This window comes from Sphaerospermopsis sp. LEGE 00249 (genome assembly GCF_014299995.1).
GTDB lineage: Bacteria > Cyanobacteriota > Cyanobacteriia > Cyanobacteriales > Nostocaceae > Sphaerospermopsis > Sphaerospermopsis kisseleviana.
This window is the reverse complement of the sequence record NZ_JACJUZ010000061.1, coordinates 1-16,759: the sequence shown is the minus strand read 5'-3', so window position 1 is coordinate 16,759 and position 16,759 is coordinate 1. Positions and strand designations below refer to the sequence as shown.

Sequence of the window (16,759 nt, the reverse complement as noted above, 5' to 3'; positions counted from 1 at the left end):
TTAAGTGGTACGACTGGGATTAGTTACAAACTTCAACAAATAAGACTTATGTTACAACCTCTAGGATTTGAGCAATTCTCTATAAATACCTCATTAGGTAGGATTGTATATTATACTGCTAGTGGCTCTCCTTGGCAAGACAAAAGCGAACAATCTGACAGGGAAACTTTGTTGTTTCTGCATGGTTTTGGAGGTGGTTCTTCTGCTTATGAGTGGTCGAAAGTATATCCAGCTTTTGCGGCTGAATATCAAGTTATTGCACCAGATTTAATCGGTTGGGGTCGCTCGGAACATCCGCAACGCAGTTACAAAATTGAGGATTATTTGACAACCATTCAAGAGTTTATTGAGCAGACTTGTACAAAGCCGGTGATTGTAATAGCCTCTTCTCTGACCGCAGCGTTTATAATTAGAGTGGCGATCGCTCGTCCCGATTTATTTAAGTCTTTAATTCTTGTCAGTCCTGCTGGACTTTCTGACTTTGGCCAAGACTACTCTCGCAGTTTTTTTGCCCAGTTGATCAGTGTACCTGTGGTTGACCGTTTGCTATATAGTACAGGTATTGCTACTGATGCAGGTATTCGCAGCTTTTTGGAGCAACGACAATTTGCCCAGTCAAATCGAGTTTATCAAGAAATTGTAGACGCTTATTTACAATCTGCCCAACAACCAAATGCTGAATATGCAGCTTTATCTTTTGTTCGGGGAGACTTATGTTTTGATTTATCTCTTTACATTCAACAGTTGACAACTCCCACTGCTATTATTTGGGGACAAAAATCACAATTTACAGGTCCTGATATTGGTCGTCGTTTTTCAGAAATGAATCCCCAAAGTATTAGATTTTTTCAACCTTTAGAAAATGTGGGATTAACTCCCCAATTAGAATTACCTGCGGTGACAATTGGATTAATTCGTAAGTTTTTAACTTGGCTAAATGGGTGATTGGTGATTGGTGATTGGTGATTGGTGATTGGTGATTGGTGATTGGTGATTGGGATAATGAATAACACAATTACCCATTACCAATTACCCATTACCCATTACCAAAATATTATTTATCTTGTAAACGAATATCAATGACAGAAGCGTTGAAATTATAGTTAAACCCTTCTAATTCAAAAGGCATACCTATTTTAACTTTACTATTACCTAAAACTGGACCACTATCAGTAACTTGAGCTTTGCCTTCTAATGTCAAAAGAAAATCTGTACTAAAATTGTTTGCCCTTGGATCTGCTAATTCTTTAACTGTACCATCTGGTTGGGGAACAGTGACAGTTCTTGCTAGTTGTTGAATAGATTTAATGCCAATTTGTCCGTAGGGTTGATTACGAATAATTACATTTGTTTTACCGCCTTTGATAAATCCTTGTTTAAATAACTGCTCAGGATCGCGGACGTTTAAACCACGCACTACTAAGTCTACTTCAATAGGTACTGTTTTTGTGCCGACTTGAGCAACAGAACCGGATGTTCCAGGAAATATAAAGATGCCGATGATCACTAATAAGATTACCAGCGCAGCACCCAAATCTAGTAAGTTGATTTTGCCGAATAAGCGACCTTTGGAATCTAAAATACGCATAACAAGTTTTTTTGAGGTTGGGGTGAATTAAAACAGAGTTTTCAAGGGAAGTAACAATTGTTCCTACTAGATAATCAACTAGATAATCAATTAATACGGTTGAATAGTGCAGTTATGCGACAGTCTATCATGGCTGGTATAGTTAGGATCAGGCTGGCTGATAGAACAGTTGACAATTTCTGATTTTTAATCATAGCGTAGACTTTAGGGATTGAGTTGAGAATGCAACCTAGTAAGCTGTAAATGCGTCCTTATTTTCAGTTCTCACACAACTCTCTTGTCACGCTGATTATTATGATTAACTGCAATAAATTTTTGGCAAGTTACCGTGTATGGCGGCGGCGCTGGTTATATCCGTTGATTTCAGTAATTGTTGCTATAAGTCTGTGCTTGAGTACACCCTTGCCCAGTCAAGCCATAGACTTATTACCACTTTTATTCAAAGGTGTACAAGTATTTCAATTATCTAATTTATCTACTCGTCAGGAAGTTGAGCTTGGTAGGCAGATGAATAATGAACTGCGCCAAGAGGTCAGAATTTCCCGGAATCGGCAGCTTACTAGCTATATAGAGGAAGTTGGTAGAAGGTTAGCAGCTAATAGCGATCGCTCTAATATTCCTTATACTTTCCAGGTAGTTGAAGATGATGCGGTAAATGCTTTTGCAACTTTAGGCGGTTTCGTTTATATAAATACAGGATTGATACAAGCTGCGGAAAATGAAGCAGAATTAGCGAGTGTTATTGGCCATGAAATGGGGCATATTGAGGGTAAACACTTGGTTAAGCAGATGCGACAAAGAGCGATCGCTAGTGGTATAGCAACAGCTACTGGCTTAAATCGCAGTCAAGCTGTAGCTATAGGTGTTGATTTAGCTCTCAACCGTCCTCGCAGTCGTCAGGATGAATATGATGCTGACACAAGAGGACTAAGAATTTTAACACAGGCTGGTTATGCTCCCTCCGCGATGGTTTCGTTTATGAAAAAGTTACAGGGAAGAAGTGTTATTCCCACCTTTTTGAGTACACACCCTGGAGCAAGCGATCGCATTAAGTCACTTCAACGCCAAATAGACAGTTTGCCAAGTCATAGCAATGATGGCTTAGATAATGCAGCTTATAAGAAAATCGAGTGAGCCAAAACCACCCCCCCTCAAGTATCGGAACTTGCTGGAGATACTTGATCATACTTGATCATACTTGAGGCGGTGGATGTAGGCGAACGGTTTGCCCATGGGTGGGGCAGTGATGATATATTGTTTTTCAACAGGCAAGTGTCAATAGACTCGTTGCTTATGGCGACGACTGACTTGGATCTGATGTGGTGAAATCCTCGTAACTGCTTTTTCCAAAGGCAAAGTACGCACCTTGTTGTTAAACACATTGGCTTGATAAACTAAGTTGTTGGTAATATCCAATCCGGTTAACCAACCACTACGGGGATGATAAGCACCTGTATCAATATCTAACCAGCCTTCTCCTTGTGCTAATTGACCAGGGGCAACCCCTGGTAAAGTGAAGGTGATGGTATGACCAACAATAATTAACTTATTACTAAAGTATGGTAGTTCCATGCTGTGAAATTCATCACGTATCCAGCAAAGTTCCTGGGAGGTTTGTTCAGAGACAGACTTTCTGGGGTCAACACCTGCATGGGTTAACCAAACATCTCCCAAATCAAGATATGTTGGTAGATTTGCCAACCAATCTAGATGGTCTTGGGGAATTTGTGCTGATTGATAACTGGTAATCGTTGCTTGTCCGCCACTATAAAGCCATGCCTGTATTATTTGATTAGAGTTAAAATCCTTACTCATTACACTTAAAAGCATCAACTCATGATTACCGAGCAAACAAGGATAGTTATTTTTCTTAACAAAATCTACTACCTGTGCGCTTTGTGGACCACGATCTATTAAATCCCCCAAAAAATAAACTTGATCTGCTGATGTAGGGGCAAATTCCTTCAGAAGTATCATTAGACCTTGATAGTAACCATGTACATCACCAATAATTATTCTGCGTGGACTGGTTTCACTCATTTGTTCTAGTTGGGAATCAATAAATTGACTGATATAATTTTACTACAGTGTTATTTGTGGTATTTTCATCTGTAGGGTTGACTGATATCTGATTAATTATACAGAAATTCTTAACAAGAAATTTTAACAAAGCTCGGAACTATGACTAGATCGCCATCACAGACCATTCTACAGGTGTGTAAGTCTTGTATTGCACAAGAGAAAAAACCACTAAATTGTTAAGTGATATTACAAACCTTGGAAAAATATTGAGAAATCGTCCGTCAGCCAAACATGGTTCTAAGGTAGAACCTATAGGATAGACTTGAGGCAAATAATGATGAATAAGAATAATATTCAAAACTATCGCTTTGTCTGCACCTTGACATTTGGCGATATATACGGTCAAATCATTGCTTGGTTAATTACAATTACCATTAGTTTGGCATCAGCTTTAGCATTGATGGGCGCTAGAAGACCAGTCTATGCTTTAGCTACGGTAGGACTTGTGATTGTTCTCACTTTGCCTTTCTTGCTGTTTGCTTTTGTTACCACGTTGTTAAATCATATCGAATTGGCTGCCGTAGAACCAGGAACAAAAACTGAACCTATACCTGGTAATATTTCTCAACAACAGCCAGTTCAAGCTACCAGTTAATATTGGTGATTGGTAATTGGTGACTGGTGATTGGTGATTGGGAATAAACTAAGAATTGATAATGAAGAATAGTATCCCTGTTTATGGACAGGGTATTTTTTTGGAATTAAGGATTGAAAATAAAATGTTAGAACATGATGTAATTATTGTTGGTGGTGGTTTAGCGGGATGTCGAGCGGCGTTAGAGATTGCTAGAACTGATCCCAGTTTAAAAGTTGCTGTCGTTGCTAAAACCCATCCTATTCGTTCCCACTCAGTGGCTGCCCAAGGGGGAATGGCAGCATCTCTAAAAAATGTTGATCCTGAAGATAGCTGGGAAGCACACGCTTTTGATACGGTTAAAGGTTCTGATTATTTAGCGGATCAAGACGCTGTAGCTATTCTTACCCAAGAAGCGCCAAATGTGGTAATTGATTTAGAACATTTAGGAGTTTTATTTTCCCGTTTACCGGATGGAAGAATTGCCCAAAGGGCTTTTGGTGGACATTCTCACAACCGCACCTGTTACGCTGCTGATAAAACCGGTCATGCCATTTTACATGAATTAGTCAATAACTTACGCCATCATGGTGTGCAAATTTACCAAGAGTGGTATGTAATGCGCCTGATCTTGGAAGATGGACAGGCTAAGGGTTTGGTGATGTTTCACTTGGTAGATGGACATATTGAAGTAGTGCGGGCTAAAGCCGTGATGTTTGCAACGGGGGGATATGGTCGCGTTTATAACACTACTTCTAATGATTATGCTTCCACTGGTGATGGTTTGGCAATGACAGCTTTGGCTGGTTTACCGTTGGAAGATATGGAATTTGTGCAATTTCACCCAACAGGGTTGTATCCAGTGGGGGTATTAATTTCCGAAGCGGTGCGTGGGGAAGGTGCTTATTTAATTAATGCTGATGGCGATCGCTTTATGGCGAATTATGCCCCAAGTAGGATGGAACTTGCACCCCGTGATATTACATCCAGGGCGATCGCCTACGAAATTCGCGCAGGAAGAGGTATTAATACTGACGGTAGTGCCGACGGTCCCTTTGTTTACTTGGATCTGCGTCACATGGGTAAAGAAAAAATCATGAGTCGTGTACCCTTCTGCTGGGAAGAAGCACACCGTTTAGTTGGTGTAGATGCAGTCACCCAACCCATGCCAGTACGTCCTACTATTCATTATTGCATGGGTGGTATACCAGTGAACACAGATGGACAAGTGCGCCGCAGTGCAGATGAGTTGGTAGAAGGTTTTTTTGCGGCTGGGGAAACCGCTTGTGTATCTGTGCATGGCGCGAACCGTTTAGGTAGTAACTCGCTGTTAGAATGTGTAGTTTATGGCAGACGTACCGGGGCGAGTATAGCTAGATATGTGCAAAACCGCAAATTACCAGCAATAAATGAACAACATCATATAACAAAAGCAAAACAAGAAATTCAAAGTTTATTAGATCAAAAAGGAAAATATCGCATAAATCAAATTCGCCAAGAATTTCAAGATAAAATGACTCAATTTTGTGGAGTATTTAGAACCTCTAAATTAATGAGTGAAGGGTTGGAGAAAATAGGAGCAATACAACAGAAATATACAGATATTTATTTAGATGATAAAGGCAGTTGTTGGAATACGGAATTAGTAGAAGCGTTGGAATTAAAAAGTTTAATGGTAGTAGGAAATACGATTTTACAATCTGCATTTAATCGTCAAGAAAGTAGAGGAGCGCATTTTCGGGAAGACTTCCCAAATCGGGATGATGAGAAGTTTTTGAAGCATACAATGGCATATTATTCACCTGCGGGTATTGATATTCAATATATGCCAGTGGTGGTGAATATGTTTGAACCAAAAGAGAGGAAATATTAAAATTAGAGGATTTTTTTATTTCACGCAGAGGCGCAGAGGCGCGGAGGAAGATAAGAGGATAAAAATTCTTTTTCTCTGCATTCTCTTCGTCTATGCGTTTCATTAAAAAAATAGAATTGAACCATAAAGGGACGGTTGTGGGTTCAACTCCCATCTTCCCCATAAAATGTAGGTAGCTAGTTTATATTTGGTGTTACCCGTGTCTGCAAAAGATATATTTCACGAAGCAGTAAAAACCGCTTTACAAAAAGAGCAGTGGTTAATTACAGATGATCCACTAAAATTCAAATTTGGCAGCGTCAAATTTAAAATTGACTTAGGTGCTGAAAAATTAATTGCTGCTGAAAGAGAAAATGAGAAAATCGCAGTAGAAATCAAAAGTTTTATCAATCCTTCCGCTATTACCGATTTTTATGCTGCTTTGGGTCAGTTTCTCAGTTATCGTCTGGCTTTAGAAGCTATTGAAGCAGATCGTATACTATATATGGCAGTTCCATTTGAAGTTTATCAGACATTTTTTCAACTTGAGTTTACACAAATAGCTCTCAAAAGGTATCAAGTTTTATTAGTGGTATATGAACCAGAGAATGAGGTGATTGTAAAATGGATAAAATAACCAAATATCGAGAATACATTAAAACCCTACTCACAAATTACGCCAAAGACGATATTTCCACTAACGAAGTAGATGTACAACTGATCTTTGACACAGAAAACGACCATTATCAATGGATGAACGTGGGATGGGAAAATTTAAACCGCGTGTATATAACTATCATCCACCTAGATATTAAAAACGGCAAAATTTGGCTACAACAAAATTTAACAGAAGAAAATCCCGCCGCAGACTTAGTAAAAATGGGCGTTCCCAAAGAAGATATTGTACTAGGTTTACATCCTCCTTATAAACGTCCCTATACAGATTATGGAGTAGCCTAAAAATCTCTCTTCCTCTCTGCGACTCTGCGCCTTTGCGTGAGAAAATAAAAACATCTACCACCCATAAAAAAAACCATGATGCAAACCCAAGAAAAATCCCAAAATCAACAACAAATCAACTGGAAACCCATCATCAAAAAATTCATTGCTGTACTGGGAGAAAAAGGAGTAGTGCAACGCAAAGAAGAACTATTAACCTACGAATGTGATGGTTTAACCAGCTATCGTCAACGTCCCACAGTAGCAGTATTACCCCGCACCACCGAACAAGTAGCAGAAATTGTCAAAATATGCAATCAATATTCTGTTCCCTTCATCGCTAGAGGTTCAGGAACAGGTTTATCAGGTGGTGCTTTACCCGTTGAAGATTCGGTTTTAATTGTCACTTCTTTAATGCGGCAAATTCTCAAAATTGATTTAGAAAATCAGCGTGTAGTTGTGCAACCAGGAATTATTAATAGTTGGGTGACACAAGCTGTTAGTGGTGCTGGTTTTTATTTTGCACCAGACCCTTCTAGTCAAATTATCTGCTCAATTGGTGGTAATATTGCGGAAAATTCGGGGGGTGTACATTGTTTAAAATATGGTGTCACAACTAATCATGTTTTAGGTTTAAAAATCGTCCTTCCTAATGGTTCAATTGTTGATGTCGGTGGACAAATTCCCGAAATGCCAGGTTATGATTTAACAGGTGTATTTGTAGGTTCAGAAGGAACTTTAGGAATTGCCACAGAAATCACTTTAAAAATTCTCAAAAGTGCCGAATCAATTTGTGTTTTATTAGCAGATTTTACCAGTGTAGAAGCTGCGGCTGCTAGTGTTTCTGATATTATCAGTGCGGGGATTATTCCTGGGGGGATGGAAATGATGGATAATATTAGTATTAACGCTGTGGAAGATGTGGTTGCTACTAATTGTTATCCCCGTGATGCGACAGCAATTTTATTAGTAGAAATTGATGGTTTAGAAGTAGAAGTTGCTGAGAATAAAAAAAGAGTGGCTGATATTTGTTTACAAAATGGAGCGAGAAATATCACTTCTGCATCTGACCCAGAAACGAGGTTAAAATTGTGGAAAGGCAGAAAAGCAGCTTTTGCAGCAGCAGGTCATGTTAGCCCAGATTATTATGTACAGGATGGGGTAATTCCTCGGACACAATTACCTTATGTTTTGAATGAAATTGAGGCTTTAAGTCAAAAATATGGTTATAGAATTGCCAATGTTTTTCATGCGGGTGATGGTAATTTACATCCTTTAATTTTGTTTGATAATTCTATTCCTGGGGAATTGGAAAAAGTGGAAGAAGTGGGGGGAGAAATTCTCAAATTATGTGTTAAAGTTGGTGGTAGTATTTCTGGTGAACATGGCATTGGTGCTGATAAAAAATGTTATATGCCTGATATGTTTAGTGATACGGATTTAGAAACTATGCAATGGGTAAGGCAAGTTTTTAATCCTCAAGGTTTGGCTAATCCTGGTAAAATGTTTCCTACACCCCGCACCTGTGGAGAAGCTGCAAAAGCATCACCTCAAAAGTTTGCTAATGTAGAAAGGTTTTAATTTGATGATACATTAGTCATTAGACCTGTCCGACAATCAATGTAGAGACTATAGAACGTCTCTACAAGGGTTTCAGGTTATGCACATTTCATTACCGGAGATGTCTATTAGTAATATTTATCCTGACTCCTGACTCCTGTACGGGCGAAGTAGGGGCGAAGCATTCGGAAAATAGCCTGTTTATAAAATTGATAATTGATTGCCCGAATGCTTCGCCCTTACAGGAAAATAGCCTGTTTATAAAATTGATAACTTGTTGCCCAAATGCTTCGCCCTTACGACTCCTAACTCCTAACTCCTTCAATAAAATGATTAAACTCGATCAGTTTTTAAAGTTTGTAGGTATAGCCTCTACTGGAGGTCAAGCTAAAATCATGATTGTTAATGGTGAGGTGAAAGTTAATGGTGAGGTGGAAACTCGACGGGGGCGTAAATTATTAGAAGATGATACCGTAACAGTCACAGGGAAAACATTTACAGTAGGGGATATCATTTCCTAATGAGAAACATAACACAATAGCACTTGCTTGTATTTGTCAAGCAGCTTATTATAGCAACATGAATACAATAGACTTCTCCGAAAAAGATGTAGGGACAATTCATGAATTGTCCCTACGAATGGGTTTCAGGTTATGCTTATGTAATTTTCGGAGATATCTAAAATATATAAGAAATTTTTTTAGCAAAATACACCTATTGATCATTAATTTGTTGTATCATAGTTTTCCCAAGGTAATTTTGTGCAATTCAACTTCATCAAAGCTTGTTGCGGATCTTTCAAAACTTTATTGAAAGACTATCCTAGTCTGTCTGAAAATCAATGATAGGATTCTCAAACTGCTGTATGAAGTTTTCAAAACTTTCATTTCAATGGATCAAATATGAAACTAATTAAAAAATCTGAAAAGTTACTTCTCGATAAAATCAAGAGTATGGAGTTAGAAGAGGAAAATATTCTAACTGAGATTACTAATGAACCAGAACCGTTAGTTGAGGAGAGAAGAGTCATAGATATAGAAAATCAAGTTCCTGATTATATTCCTGTGCGGGATAATCCCATAGTTCATTCTGTTGGTAACACAGGGTGGCAGGTTTCTGAGATTTGGAAGGAGATTAGATTAGATAATTTTTGCAATACTTAGTCAAGTAGGGTTTGCTGAAAAAATCGAAAAAAACCTTGAGGAGAATTGAGTGGGAAGTCAGGCAGCAATACAGAATATAAGTTAAAACCTATACACAAAACCAGTTTTACTCCTGACTCCTGACTCCTGCTGTATATGAGTAACCTAAGTTTATTTAGCAGATGAATAGGGTAATACATCGTTGTTTTTCCTTCTTAATTTGTTTGGGTTTTATATTCAGTTTAACCATATTTCCGATTTCCTCAACTTCGATTGTTTCTCAAAAAACAAGTTTTTTAACTACAGAAGTTCGCGGTGTTTGGTTGACTAATGTTGCTAGTGGTGTGCTTTTTGTACCTTGGGGTGTTGAAAGGGCAATAAACCAATTAGCAGCACTGAATTTTAATACTATTTATCCAGTGGTTTGGAATAGAGGTTACACTTTCTATAAAAGTAAGGTTGCTGAAAGTATAATTGGTGAAAAAACCGAACCTTTGTTGAATTTCATAAATAGTGGAAATGATGTTTTAGAGAAGTTAGTCAGGTTGGCAAAAAATAAAAATTTAAGTGTGATTCCTTGGTTTGAATATGGGTTTATGACTCCCCCTAATTCTGCTTTAGCAAAAGCACATCCAGAATGGTTAACCAGTGGGCAAAAAGGCATAAATTCTGTTCACGAAAATCTCCCAGAAGAAATTAAGCAGAATGGTGTTTTTAATCGGCAGGTATGGTTAAATCCTCTCCATCCCCAAGTGCAAGAATTTATATTGGGTTTAATTTTAGAAGTTGTGAAAAATTACGATGTTGATGGCATTCAAGTTGATGATCACTTTGGAATGCCTGTAGAATTTGGTTATGATTCATTTACAGTTAAACTTTACCAAAAAGAACATTTAGGAAAGACTCCACCAACTGATCCTTATGATGCAAAATGGATGCGGTGGAGGGCAGATAAGATTACTGATTTTATGGGCAGAATCAATCAAGCAGTCAAAAAAATTAAGCCCCAAGCGAAAATATCCCTTTCTCCTAATTCTCAGTATTTTGCCTATAAATATTATTTACAAGATTGGGAAAATTGGGTAAATAAAGGTTGGGTAGATGAATTGATTTTGCAGGTATATCGAGATGATAAAAAATCTTTTATTGCCGAAATTGAAAAACCTGCGGTAAAATTAGCAATGAAGAAGATTCCTGTGAGCATTGGCATTTCTACAGGAACTTTACTTAGTCCTGTAGATATTGAAAGTATTAAAGAACAGGTACAAATTGTGCGAGATCATAAATTTTTTGGCTTTTCTTTCTTCTATTGGGAAAGTTTGTGGGGTTACATCTCTCCTGAATCACCCCAAAAACGACGTAAGGCTTTTTTAGAGATGTTTGCCAATAAGGCTGTTAAACCTTTAAATTTAAATAGAACTTACGTAAGATTGGACTAAAAACTCCATTCTTGCTTAGGGGTAATCATGAATTACCCCTACTTTTATTCTGTTTTGCGTCAGTTGTGTTAAATAAAGTATAATTTCCCAAAAATAAAATGGAATTAGCCGCTATCAAAAATAAATTCAGTAAATTGTATACTTTTACTTTGGTGTGGAGTTTGACTACTTTAGGTAGTTTTATCTTCAGTTTATTTTTGATTGAAATTGGTGAAAAGTCTGATGTCAGAGTGTTAGATGTTGCTATTGGTGGATTTGCGATCGCCCTTCCCCAATCTTATCTCCTCAGACAAAAAATTTTACCTTTAAGCTGGATGATCTCCACAGTCTTAGGTTGGGTACTCATCACTACTATCGGTGTTGGTGCTGTGGGTTGGTTTGTACTGTCAACAGAGTTGTTTTATTTCCGCATCTTCTTTGGAATTATTTCCGGGGGTATTGGTGGTATAGTAATTGGACTGGCGCAATGGTGGTTAGCTATTCCCTCATCACTCCCTTGGGGATGGTGTTGGATGTTCCTCAGTTGTGCAAGTTGGGCAGTAGCTCTCAGTATTGGTTCGGTTATAGGTATATTTTTACGTCATTGGACACAGTTATTTTTAGGTGAAGTTGTCGGTTTAGCTATTACCTGGTTGGTAGTCGGTATCCTTACAGGAATCAGTGCTTACAGGTTGTTTAGGTGATTGGTGATTGGGTAGAATTAACTCATGACTAATGACTAATAACTAATGTAAGGGCGAAGCATTCAGAGAATAGCCTTTGGAAAAAACCGATCATTTATGGTTAAGCGGTATTATTAATGTTGAAAATGCAGATCAGCAAATCACCTTCACTGTGAAATTTCCCCTGCATCCAGTTTTTCAACTGCCCCACTAGCGCCAGCCTCAAAAGTTTGCTATTATAGTTTTTATTGATGGGTGATTAGCTCAACGGCAGAGCATCGGACTCTTAATCCGCTGGTTCTGAGTTCAAATCTCAGATCACCCATACATCCCAGAATTTTAAAATATTTATTGGCTTAATTTTGGCTTAAAGCTAAGGGAAATCCCACCTCAAAAACTCCTTAGTTAGTGAGTAGAATAAAATCTCATTACTAATTCTACTCATGGCAGAACCAACAATTACCCAGATTTTCGGCACCGGCGCTACTCGATTGGATAATGGCGCGGCGGCTCCCAGTTCAGGGCTTTTTATCCCTGATTCAGTTCTTGTCGCAACAGGACTAACAACCCCTAATACAGCTACAGCAGAGGGGCATTTAGTTAGTATCTTGATTAAAGCTAAGGAATATTTATCTCAAACTAATTTCAATTCAAATGTTGACCAATCAATTTATATAGCCAATGGGTTTACCAGCTTCCAAACCCGTGGCACGAATAACGATAATTATCGAATTGATCAGCCATTTGTAATCAACCTTGCAAGGTTAGATGATGGCACTGTAATCGATCCAGATAATTACTAATGGTCACTTATTGCCAAGCGGGCGACACTGCCCGCGTTACCTTACCAGATGGGAGTATTCAGGATTTTAGTGATACTCCTATAACAATTAATGTTGAATATATAGGGGAATTTGAAAATAACTACGATCCACAAGGATATCGGATAACTTTTTGGTCAACCAATAACAATAAATATCTATCTCCAATCTGCTATGAATATAAAATTGTGAATTACTATGGATGGGCAATATGGAATATGCAATGGATGACAGCGGTGTATTGGCGCGATTGTGAAGGTATATGGCAAGGTGTTAATGCAATTTACCCATCTGCACCAGATTTATTAGTTGATAAATCAGTGACTTGTGGTAATCCAGAAACACCATTAGGAGGCGTACATTTAACTATCACTGGAAATTCTGGAACTATTTTATTAAGTCAATCTTATTCAACTAATAACTATTCAGTAGAGTGTATACAAGGTTGTCCGCCAAATACTTTAGACTGCGGTGATTGTTGCCTTGATTGCAACTCGATCTTCAATTCAATATCTGATATTAGACGTTTGATTTCAACTATCAGGCAGTCGTAGTAAATTTTATTTAATAAAGTCATTCAATAAAACAACTCAAGGATAAAACCGATGACAAGCTGTACTTCTATAGAATCAGAAATTGCTGCTTTACGTGCCGATGTGGCTGCTTTAGATAATAAGTATATTTTAAAAAATGAAAAACCAAATATTGTAAATGAATCCATAAAAGGCGCTCAAAATCTAATAGTTCCTATAATTGGGACGACAGTTGCAGTTGCAATATCCCCACTAGCTGCACAAATATCAACCGCTGTTAATCTAGCTAATTCTGCGGCTGCTGCTGCTGCTGCTGCTACCACTACGGCTCAATCCGCCGCTTCTGCCGCTGCTACGGCTTTAGCTAAATTAGCGGGGATAGCCGCCCAAATAGCAGCTATTTTAGGAGTAATAGCTACATTACAAGTTTTGGGAGAGAGGATAGATGCTGTTGAGGGTGGATTGAGTGCGCTTGGAAATGATGTTTCCAAAATTTTAGGATTAATTTTTCCTATAAAATCTCAAGCAGAAAGAGCAGAAGGAAAAGCTGACAGTGCATTATCAAAAATTCCCCCAATTGATTCAACTGCTAACAGGGCTTTTAGTAATGCCCAAGATGCTTTAATAGCCGCGCGTGGTGCAAACAATAAAGCTGATGCTGCTAATTCAACTGCTAATCAGGCAATTACTAAAGTAAATGAAGTTGATCAAAAAATTGGTGGTGTAAGTGCCAAGGCTGATGCTGCTAATTCAATTGCTAATCAGGCAATTACTAAAGTAAATGAAGTTGATCAAAAAATTGGTGGTGTAAGTGCCAAGGCTGATGCTGCTAATTCAATTGCTAATCAGGCAATTACTAAAGTAAATGAAGTTGATCAAAAAATTGGTGGTGTAAGTGCCAAGGCTGATGCTGCTAATTCAATTGCTAATCAGGCAATTACTAAAGTAAATGAAGTTGATCAAAAAATTGGTGGTGTAAGTGCCAAGGCTGATGCTGCTAATTCAATTGCTAATCAGGCAATTACTAAAGTAAATGAAGTTGATCAAAAAATTGGTGGTGTAAGTGCCAAGGCTGATGCTGCTAATTCAATTGCTAATCAGGCAATTACTAAAGTAAATGAAGTTGATCAAAAAATTGGTGGTGTAAGTGCCAAGGCTGATGCTGCTAATTCTAAAGCTGATACTGCCCTCTCTAGAATTGGTGCAATCGCCCAAGAATTACCTGGTATTAGGGATATAGCCACGCAAGCAAAGGTGGCAGTTACTAGTTTGACTAATGTCGTGAACAATTTGCAGTCAACCGTGAACTACATTTTAAATAAAATCAACAATCTAACCAACAATATCCTTAACAATATCACGAATACTTTTAACACTTACGTTACAAATAACATTACTAATTTAGTGAACGAAACCATGGGGAGTATAGATTTATCGCCAGTCTTATCTCGCTTAACAGCAATAGACGCTAAACTAGCCGGACTTTCCGCTATTCCAGCCGCCACAGTTTTAGCTATTTCCACATCCCCCGCATTCCGGCAAGTTGCTACATCAGCAGCGGCTGCTGGAACTTGTCAGACATTACAGCCCGGAAATTGTGGGAATACCGCTATACAAAACATCGGGAATAATTTATCAAACAATCTATTTGATAAAATCGCCAATTTATTTAACACAGGTGCCAATGCAGCCCAACTAGCACTACTAAATGTAATAAATAATAAATTAGGCGACCAAATCGCAAATGGATTGTCGGGTTGGATGAATCGCTTTTCCCAGTGGGATATCGTCAATCGAGCGGTAAACTACATGACTTTAGCTGCAACAATTCATAATGCAGTACAGTTATCAAGTTCAGTGACGACAACTTTGATATCGTCAATGCAAAATATCGTTTCTCTTGCCGAATTAAAAGATTCAGAGGGGACTGAATATAATATCTCGGAATTAATTAGAGGGAGTATAACTAGTTTGATTTCTAGAGTTATTGGGGCTGAAAACTTTGCGTCTTTATCAGCCGCATGGAAAGCAGCAAATAGAATTTATCAAAGTGCCGGAAATTTATTCTCATCCCTATTGAATATGGGCGATACCATGACCCAAGCATTGACAGTTATTGGCGGGCAAACAGGGAAAATAGGTAATGCTTTAAGAGCGTGGGGTGTTGTCAGTGAAAAAGCTTATGGATGGATGAATCCAAGCCCCAACTTCAATAATCCAGTTTTAACTAAATTGCAATCATTAAACGACGCTGCGAGCGTGGTTGAAACTGTCTCAACTCAACCCCTGACAGTTAAATCAGCAAAGGAAGAATTAGAAGAGGCATCGGCACAACTACAAAAAGATATTGGACAATTACCAGGCGAAAAAATATCAATCACAATCCCCGAAGCGTCGAAGGTGAAAGTTGAGCAGGACTCTGCTAAATCTGTAAGTGTTGGTAAGGAAATTACAGAGCAGGATTTGGAGGCGGACGACTGATGGGTTTACCTAATAATTTCAATGAAGCACAGCATTTAAAGGATCAAGTTAAGAGATGGCATAATAAAAGGGTTAACGACTGGTTCAGAAACCAGCCGGATAATGATATATCCACTCCTAAAGCATCTTTAAAACACGCCTGTAAAATTACAGATGCTGACACCTTAGAAATGATTATTTTAAGAAAGATGCTATTTGAGTTTGATGCCGGGTACTGCCAATCGGTACAAACTCCTATTTATGGGATGCCCCTTGATGAACTGCAAGGACAACGAAGTTTCAAGCCACAAGTTAATTTGCATTTTAAAGAACGCCACCCTTTCATCGCTGAAAGAACAAGGGCTTGTACTGGGGAAATTTCCTTTAGATTAATGGATGAAGAGTCATCGAGTTTCTCAAGAGCAAAAGCGGAAGCATTAGCCACGAGAATCAAAAATACTTTCGCTACACCAATTTTTGTTTGGAACAAAGGCAAGTTTTATTACTATTACAGAGATATTCAAAACGGGTTAGATTTACGGATTCTATGTGCATCCAAAATGGAAGGTAGAAGGGTCGCGAACGCTGTTTTGAATGTGGTTCAAAAACCTTTTTCTGATGACCATGAGGATTATGTGGAAAATACTAGGTCCTATCCTAACAACCCCGGTTCACAAATTGTCTATGGTCAATCCCAGCCTAAGCCTATCCGCCGCCCTACCGTAGATGTTAGGTTTAGATACGCTCAGTTACTTTTGCACGGGCAAAGAAGATCAATTAATTTAGTAGCCACAGCAGAAGTAGGGCTAAGAAGCGTAATCCAAAAAGTAAACGCAGTGTAAGAATTTTTTGCAGATAAGTTAACTTATCGGTACAAAGATTTTGGCTATTTTCCTGTATTACTCTATAAGAATAGAATTGATTAACTATATATGACTAAACGGTTCAACAACTTACAAGCGGCTCTTAAATTCCTTAAAACCGTTCGTGCTAAACTGAACAAATATCCATCTGTTTAGAATGGCACTTTAAAAGGCAGAACCTTTACTGGTGTAACGGCGACACTCGCTATCCCATTTGCAAAAGCATTTGGGAATACTTTTCTGA

The 16,759-nt window shown here is 38.3% G+C and carries 17 protein-coding genes and 1 tRNA gene; 16 read left to right on the top strand and 2 right to left on the bottom strand.

Annotation, left to right across the window (positions count from 1 at the left end):
• Positions 1-48 precede the first annotated feature (48 nt).
• A complete protein-coding gene (locus H5968_RS18595; RefSeq protein WP_187041149.1) occupies positions 49-945 on the top strand; it encodes an alpha/beta fold hydrolase in 897 nt (298 codons plus the stop codon).
• 109 nt (positions 946-1,054) lie between these two features.
• Here H5968_RS18595 and H5968_RS18590 read toward each other — a convergent pair whose 3' ends face one another.
• Positions 1,055-1,588: a DUF4330 domain-containing protein gene (locus H5968_RS18590; protein WP_137666719.1), complete on the bottom strand. Its 534-nt coding sequence runs from the start codon at positions 1,586-1,588 to the stop codon at positions 1,055-1,057.
• Between the two features lie 294 nt (positions 1,589-1,882).
• On the opposite strand from H5968_RS18590, the gene H5968_RS18585 reads away from it, so the two are divergent.
• Positions 1,883-2,722 carry a M48 family metallopeptidase gene (locus H5968_RS18585; RefSeq protein WP_187041148.1) on the top strand — a complete coding sequence of 280 codons (840 nt, stop codon included), beginning with the start codon at positions 1,883-1,885 and terminating at the stop codon, positions 2,720-2,722.
• A gap of 141 nt (positions 2,723-2,863) precedes the next feature.
• On the opposite strand, the gene H5968_RS18580 is transcribed toward H5968_RS18585, so the two are convergent.
• Complete coding sequence (locus H5968_RS18580) at positions 2,864-3,628, bottom strand: metallophosphoesterase family protein (RefSeq protein WP_187041147.1); 765 nt, start codon at positions 3,626-3,628, stop codon at positions 2,864-2,866.
• Positions 3,629-3,947: 319 nt separating this feature from the next.
• Here H5968_RS18580 and H5968_RS18575 point away from each other — a divergent pair, with 319 nt between their 5' ends.
• The 14 genes from H5968_RS18575 (at position 3,948) to H5968_RS18510 (ending at position 16,494) form a co-directional block, all read left to right on the top strand.
• Positions 3,948-4,265 carry a hypothetical protein gene (locus tag H5968_RS18575; protein WP_096572435.1) on the top strand — a complete coding sequence of 106 codons (318 nt, stop codon included), beginning with the start codon at positions 3,948-3,950 and terminating at the stop codon, positions 4,263-4,265.
• 124 nt (positions 4,266-4,389) lie between these two features.
• Complete coding sequence (locus tag H5968_RS18570) at positions 4,390-6,117, top strand: succinate dehydrogenase/fumarate reductase flavoprotein subunit (protein WP_187041165.1); 1,728 nt, start codon at positions 4,390-4,392, stop codon at positions 6,115-6,117.
• A gap of 199 nt (positions 6,118-6,316) precedes the next feature.
• The gene (locus tag H5968_RS18565; RefSeq protein ID WP_137668704.1) at positions 6,317-6,733 is read left to right on the top strand and encodes a XisH family protein; all 417 of its coding nucleotides are present in this window, start codon (positions 6,317-6,319) and stop codon (positions 6,731-6,733) included.
• On the top strand, positions 6,721-7,056 hold the full coding sequence (locus H5968_RS18560; protein ID WP_137668703.1) for a XisI protein: 336 nt from the start codon (positions 6,721-6,723) through the stop codon (positions 7,054-7,056). The genes H5968_RS18565 and H5968_RS18560 overlap by 13 nt, the downstream gene beginning before the upstream one ends.
• A gap of 78 nt (positions 7,057-7,134) precedes the next feature.
• On the top strand, positions 7,135-8,616 hold the full coding sequence (gene glcD, locus H5968_RS18555; RefSeq protein ID WP_187041164.1) for a glycolate oxidase subunit GlcD: 1,482 nt from the start codon (positions 7,135-7,137) through the stop codon (positions 8,614-8,616).
• Between the two features lie 308 nt (positions 8,617-8,924).
• On the top strand, positions 8,925-9,116 hold the full coding sequence (locus H5968_RS18550) for an RNA-binding S4 domain-containing protein (protein ID WP_096572432.1): 192 nt from the start codon (positions 8,925-8,927) through the stop codon (positions 9,114-9,116).
• Positions 9,117-9,497: 381 nt separating this feature from the next.
• Positions 9,498-9,758 carry a hypothetical protein gene (locus H5968_RS18545; protein WP_096572431.1) on the top strand — a complete coding sequence of 87 codons (261 nt, stop codon included), beginning with the start codon at positions 9,498-9,500 and terminating at the stop codon, positions 9,756-9,758.
• A 161-nt stretch (positions 9,759-9,919) separates the two neighbouring features.
• Positions 9,920-11,176 (top strand): glycoside hydrolase family 10 protein, encoded by a 1,257-nt coding sequence (locus tag H5968_RS18540; RefSeq protein WP_187041146.1) that lies wholly within the window; start codon positions 9,920-9,922, stop codon positions 11,174-11,176.
• Between the two features lie 98 nt (positions 11,177-11,274).
• Positions 11,275-11,859, top strand: a complete 585-nt coding sequence (locus tag H5968_RS18535; protein ID WP_187041145.1) for a hypothetical protein — start codon at positions 11,275-11,277, stop codon at positions 11,857-11,859.
• 232 nt (positions 11,860-12,091) lie between these two features.
• Positions 12,092-12,163 (top strand) — tRNA-Lys (locus H5968_RS18530).
• A gap of 118 nt (positions 12,164-12,281) precedes the next feature.
• The gene (locus H5968_RS18525; protein WP_187041144.1) at positions 12,282-12,641 is read left to right on the top strand and encodes a hypothetical protein; all 360 of its coding nucleotides are present in this window, start codon (positions 12,282-12,284) and stop codon (positions 12,639-12,641) included.
• Positions 12,641-13,213 carry a hypothetical protein gene (locus H5968_RS18520; RefSeq protein WP_187041143.1) on the top strand — a complete coding sequence of 191 codons (573 nt, stop codon included), beginning with the start codon at positions 12,641-12,643 and terminating at the stop codon, positions 13,211-13,213. Before H5968_RS18525 ends, H5968_RS18520 begins: the two co-directional genes overlap by 1 nt.
• 51 nt (positions 13,214-13,264) lie before the next feature.
• The gene (locus tag H5968_RS18515) at positions 13,265-15,673 is read left to right on the top strand and encodes a hypothetical protein (protein ID WP_187041142.1); all 2,409 of its coding nucleotides are present in this window, start codon (positions 13,265-13,267) and stop codon (positions 15,671-15,673) included.
• Positions 15,673-16,494 carry a hypothetical protein gene (locus H5968_RS18510; protein ID WP_187041141.1) on the top strand — a complete coding sequence of 274 codons (822 nt, stop codon included), beginning with the start codon at positions 15,673-15,675 and terminating at the stop codon, positions 16,492-16,494. The genes H5968_RS18515 and H5968_RS18510 overlap by 1 nt, the downstream gene beginning before the upstream one ends.
• Positions 16,495-16,759: the final 265 nt, after the last annotated feature.